This is a genomic window from Nocardioides sp. (assembly GCF_031422975.1).
Classification (GTDB): domain Bacteria; phylum Actinomycetota; class Actinomycetes; order Propionibacteriales; family Nocardioidaceae; genus Nocardioides.
In genome coordinates this window covers 1-4,649 of the sequence record NZ_JANPEO010000473.1, presented here as the reverse complement: position 1 = coordinate 4,649, position 4,649 = coordinate 1, and the positions used below count along the sequence as shown (strand labels likewise).

Annotated in this window: 5 protein-coding genes; 2 read left to right on the top strand and 3 right to left on the bottom strand. The window is 69.4% G+C overall.

What is annotated here, in order from left to right; genetic code table 11:
* A partial coding sequence (locus RMO85_RS14170) for an AMP-dependent synthetase/ligase (protein ID WP_310529371.1) occupies window positions 1–1,488 on the top strand: 1,488 nt, incomplete at its 5' end.
* 245 nt (window positions 1,489–1,733) lie between these two features.
* On the top strand, window positions 1,734–2,918 hold the full coding sequence (hemW, locus tag RMO85_RS14165; RefSeq protein WP_310529370.1) for a radical SAM family heme chaperone HemW: 1,185 nt from the start codon (window positions 1,734–1,736) through the stop codon (window positions 2,916–2,918).
* On the opposite strand, the gene RMO85_RS14160 is transcribed toward hemW, so the two are convergent.
* From RMO85_RS14160 to RMO85_RS14150, 3 genes are all read right to left on the bottom strand, one after another.
* A complete protein-coding gene (locus tag RMO85_RS14160; protein ID WP_310529369.1) occupies window positions 2,919–3,776 on the bottom strand; it encodes a DUF3097 domain-containing protein in 858 nt (285 codons plus the stop codon).
* A gap of 101 nt (window positions 3,777–3,877) precedes the next feature.
* Complete coding sequence (locus tag RMO85_RS14155; protein WP_310529368.1) at window positions 3,878–4,132, bottom strand: hypothetical protein; 255 nt, start codon at window positions 4,130–4,132, stop codon at window positions 3,878–3,880.
* A 42-nt stretch (window positions 4,133–4,174) separates the two neighbouring features.
* A partial coding sequence (locus RMO85_RS14150) for an MBL fold metallo-hydrolase (RefSeq protein WP_310529367.1) occupies window positions 4,175–4,649 on the bottom strand: 475 nt, incomplete at its 5' end.

The window sequence follows — 4,649 nt, the reverse complement described above, 5'->3', positions numbered from 1 at the left end:
CTCGGCGAACACGAAGCGGCAGTCGGAGTCGCTGAGGACGACGTGCAGATCGCCAAGCTCGTCGAAGGCCACAACGAGCTGCCGCACCTCGAGAAGGTCATCACCTTCGACGGCACAGCCGACGGCGAGTGGATCATCTCCCTCGACGACCTGGCGGCCCTCGGTGCGACCTACCTCGCCGAGCACCCCGGCATCATCGCCGAGAAGGCCGCGGCCATCGAGCCGGACCAGCTCGCGACCCTGATCTACACCTCCGGCACCACCGGGCGGCCCAAGGGCGTCCGCCTGCGCCACAAGTCCTGGGTCTACGAGGGCGAGGCGATCGCCGTACAGAACATCCTCGACGAGACAGACCTGCAGTTCCTGTGGCTGCCGATGTCCCACTCGTTCGGCAAGGTGCTGCTCTCGGCGCAGATGGCGTGCGGCTTCGCCTCCGCGGTCGACGGCCGGGTCGAGAAGATCATCGACAACTGTGCCGAGGTGAAGCCGACCTTCATGGGTGCGGCCCCCCGCATCTTCGAGAAGGCCTACGGCCGCATCCAGACGATGCAGGCGGCCGAGGGTGGCGCCAAGGAGAAGCTCTTCCACAAGGCCTTCGAGGTCGGCCTCAAGGTCAACGAGCTCAAGCGCGAGGGCAAGTCGGTCCCAGTCGCTCTCCGGCTGCAGCACGGCCTGTTCGACAAGCTCGTCTTCAGCAAGGTGCGCGACCGCTTCGGTGGACGCGTGCGCTTCTTCATCTCCGGCTCCGCCGCCCTCAACCGGGAGATCGCCGAGTGGTTCAACGCCGCCGGCATCGTGATCCTCGAGGGCTACGGCATGACCGAGAACTCTGCGGGCGCGACCGTCAACCACCCCGACGAGAACCGCATCGGCACCGTCGGTCGACCCCTGCCCGGCAGCGAGGTCAAGATCGGTGACGGCGACGAGGTGCTGCTGCGCGGCCCGCACGTCATGGACGGCTACCACAACCTCCCGGAGGAGACGGCCCGCACGCTCGACGCCGACGGCTGGCTGCACACCGGCGACAAGGGTGCCCTCGACGCCGACGGCTACCTCACCATCACCGGCCGGATCAAGGAGCTCTTCAAGACGTCGGGCGGCAAGTACATCGCCCCGCCGGCGATCGAGTCGAAGTTCAAGGCGATCTGCCCCTACGCCAGCCAGTTCATGGTCTTCGGCAACGAGCGCAACTACGTCATCGCGCTCGTCACCCTCGACCCGGATGCAATGGCCGGCTGGGCTGCCGAGAACGGCATGGAGGGCGCGTCCTACACCGACGTCGTGCAGAGCGATGCCGTCAAGACGATGGTCGCGGGCTACGTCGACCAGCTCAACGCCAAGCTCAACCGCTGGGAGACCATCAAGAAGTGGGAGCTGCTCGACCACGACCTCACGATCGAGTCCGGTGAGCTGACGCCGTCGATGAAGGTCAAGCGCAGCGTCGTCGAGGACAACTACAAGGGCACGATCGACGCGCTCTACGCCTGATCACGGTTCCCTCACAGGGACCGCACAGCAACGCGACGCCGAATGGGTGTCGGTGGGAGACCACCGGCACCCATTCACCATTTCAGACGAATCCCGTACGACCTCACGGACGCCGTCAACGAGAACCGTTGAGGAGTGGTTCGTGGCCACGCCGTCCGGGCCGATCTGATCGGATCGGATCACCATCCGGGCTCGGCTGGTGCTTGGATGAGCAGGTGCCCCCTGCCCAACCCGCTGGCTTGCCCATGCCCGCAGACGGATCCCTTCCGGCCGCGGCGCTGGCGGAGTTCGGCTCCCAGCCCTTCGGGCTCTATTTCCACGTGCCGTTCTGCTCCGTCCGGTGTGGCTACTGCGACTACAACACCTACACCGCCGAGGAGCTCGGGGACGCTCCCGGCGCGTCGCGTTCGACGTACGCCGAAGCGGTGATCGCCGAGATCCGGCACGCGCGCCGCGTGCTCGGCGATCGGGACGTGCCCATCGACACCATCTTCCTGGGCGGCGGCACGCCCACCCTCCTGAAACCGGCCGACCTCGGTGCGGTGCTGGCCAGTGCCGCCGCCGAGTTCGGGCTGTCACACGACATCGAGATCACGACCGAGGCCAACCCGGACAGCGTGACCGCGTGGGACCTGGCGGAGCTCCGGTCGGCCGGCTTCAACCGGATCAGCTTCGGCATGCAGTCCGCGGTCGACCACGTGCTCAAGGTGCTCGACCGCACGCACGATCCGCTCCGAGTGCCGGCAGCCGTCGAGTGGGCCCGCGCTGCGGGATTCGACGAGGTGTCGCTCGACCTGATCTACGGCACGCCGGGGGAGTCGATCGCAGACTGGGAGACCTCGCTGGAAGCAGCGCTCGCGTGCGAGCCCGATCACGTGTCGGCGTACTCGCTGATCGTCGAGGACGGCACCGCCCTGGCCCGTCGGGTGCGGCGCGGCGAGCTGCCGATGCCCGACGAGGACGACCTCGCAGACAAGTACGACCTCGCCGACGAGCGGCTCACCGCGGCCGGGCTGGAGTGGTACGAGGTCTCCAACTGGGCGCGTCGTGCCGAGAGCCGGTGCCGCCACAACCTCCTCTACTGGACCGGCGGCCACTGGTGGGGCGCCGGACCTGGCGCCCACTCGCACGTCGGCGGCGTGCGCTGGTGGAACGTCAAGCATCCTGCGGCGTACGCCGACCGGCTGGCCGCCGGCGCGAGCCCGGCGTTGGCCTATGAGCACCTCACCGAGCACGAGCGCCGCGTCGAACGGATCCTGCTCGAGCTACGGCTGCGCGACGGGCTCCCCGTCCTGGCGCTGGACCGCAGCGGCCGGGCCCAGGTGGCACGGCTGGTCGAGGAGGGGCTGGTCACGCTGGCGACCGAGCGGCTCGTCCTGACCCGCCGCGGACGGCTGCTGGCCGACGCGGTCGTGCGCGACCTGACCTGACTAGGCAGCGGTCACGAAGTCGATGAGCTCCTCGACCCGGCCGAGCAGGTGCGGGTCGAGGTCCTCGTAGCCCCGCACCCCGCCGAGGATGTGCTGCCAGGCCCGCGCGATGTCGGTCTGGTCGCGGTGCGGCCAGCCGAGCTGCTGACAGGTGCCCTTCTTCCAGTCGATGTTGCGCGGCACGTCGGGCCAGCGCTTGATGCCGAGGCGCGACGGCTTGACCGCCTGCCAGACGTCGATGAACGGGTGCCCCACGATCAACACGTGCGTGCCGATGTCCGACCTGACGATGCCCTGGGCGATACGGCTCTCCTTGGAGCCGGGCACGAGGTGGTCCACGAGCACGCCGACGCGGCGCTGCGGGCCGGGCTTGAAGTCACGCAGGTGTTCGGCGAGGTCGTCGACGCCGCCGAGGAACTCCACGACCACGCCCTCGATGCGCAGGTCATCGCCCCACACCTTCTCGACCAGCTCGGCGTCGTGCCTGCCCTCGACGAAGATCCGGCTGGCACGCGCGACCCGGGCCTTCACGTCATGGACGGCGACGGAGCCACTCGCTGTGCGCGTCTTCCTCGCCGGCGCGACCCTGGTGATCGGCCGGATCAGCGAGACCGGCCTGCCCTCGATCAGGAAGCCGGGACCGAGCGGGAAGGTACGCCGCTTGGCGCGCCGGTCCTCGAGCGTCACTGTGTCGAGGTCGCGGTCGATGGCGACCACCTCACCGCACCAGTCGGTGATGACCTCCTCGACGACGAGCCCGATCTCGGCGGGCACGTCGACGGCGCGGCCTCCTCTGGGCGCGCGCCAGTCGGTGTTGAGGACGTCGGAGCCGTAGCGATCAGATGTGGGGGAAGGCACCGTTCAACGCTAGGTGCCCGGAGCCCTGAGGCCGCCCCGCCACGCCGGACCGGCGCGCAGGGCACCGAATCCCGGGCCGCGGTGGCGCGGCGGGCCGGTTCTCAGTCGTCCGAGTCGTCCTCGGCGTCCGCGGTGGTCGTGTCCCGGTCGCCCAGCTCACCCTCGCTGCGGTAGACACCGGTCGTGTCGTCCTGGGTGTCGTCCATGCCGAGCTCGTCGGCGTCCTTGGTCCCCTCGGCGTCGGGGTCGAGGGGCTCCGCGAGCGGGTTGTCCTCGCCGGGCTGAAGGTCCTCGGGAAGCTGGTCGTCGGAGATGGCGGACGGATCGGCCTGCGGCTCTTCGGTGGATTCGCTCATGCGTCGTTCCTACGCGACCCGGAGGCAGGAGTAAACACCCCTTCAGACGAGGGGCAGCCGCTTCTGCGCCCGCGGCAGGTGCTCGTAGCCGAGCCGGACGGCGGAGGCGAGGAGTGCCGGGTCCCAGGGCCACTCGCCCTGTTCGAGTGCCTGCGAGACCGGCACGCCGCGGCTCGCCAGGTCGCGGATGGTCTCGGCGATGATCCCGAGCTCGACCCGCTGGTCCTGCACGTAGTCGAGGTCGATGAGCTGGCCGTGGCCCGGGACCACCACCGTCGAGGCCGTCATCAGCCCGATCACCAGGTCGAGCGTCAAGGGCCACTCGAGCGGGAAGGAGTCGTCGCCGATGAACGGCTTGTCCGACTCCTCGACGAGGTCGCCGGCGACCATCACGTCGGCATCGGGCACCCGCACGACGAGGTCGCCGGCGGTGTGGCCGCGGCCCGGGTGGATCAGCTCGATGACGCGGTCTCCGAGGTCGATCGCGACCACGGAGGAGAAGCCGTGGGTCGCCGGG